Origin of the sequence: Vogesella mureinivorans, assembly GCF_007644035.1 — a bacterium.
In the GTDB taxonomy this organism is placed as follows: Bacteria; Pseudomonadota; Gammaproteobacteria; order Burkholderiales; family Chromobacteriaceae; genus Vogesella; species Vogesella mureinivorans.
On record NZ_VMTV02001029.1, the window covers coordinates 1 to 332 of the forward strand.

The following is a 332-nucleotide window of genomic DNA, read 5'->3' on the forward strand; positions in this document are numbered from 1 at the left end:
TCGGAGTGTACAGCCTGCGCCGCGCGCCCAGCCCCCGCCGTTTAGCGGCGGTGCAGCCCGCTCGCCAATCGCAGCAGGGACTCCGCGCGCTCGGCTTGGGTGTGGGGATCGATGTGGAAGGCATCAAGTTCCCCGCGCAGCCAGGTGAGCTGGCGCTTGGCCAGCTGGCGCGTCGCTGCGATGCCTTCGGCGAGGAATTCGCTGGCGCTGGTTTCCCCGCGCAGGTGGCGCCAGGCCTGCCGGTAGCCGACCGCACGCATCGAGGGCAATTCAGGATGCAGGCCGGGCCGGGCGAGCAGGCCGCGCACCTCGTCGAGAAAGCCGCCCGCCAG

Annotated in this window: 1 pseudogene; it reads right to left on the reverse strand. The window is 71.7% G+C overall.

Annotation, left to right across the window (positions count from 1 at the left end):
• Window positions 1-41: 41 nt before the first annotated feature.
• A pseudogene (locus FLQ44_RS22590) lies at window positions 42-332 on the reverse strand (tRNA (adenosine(37)-N6)-dimethylallyltransferase MiaA); the annotation flags it as partial.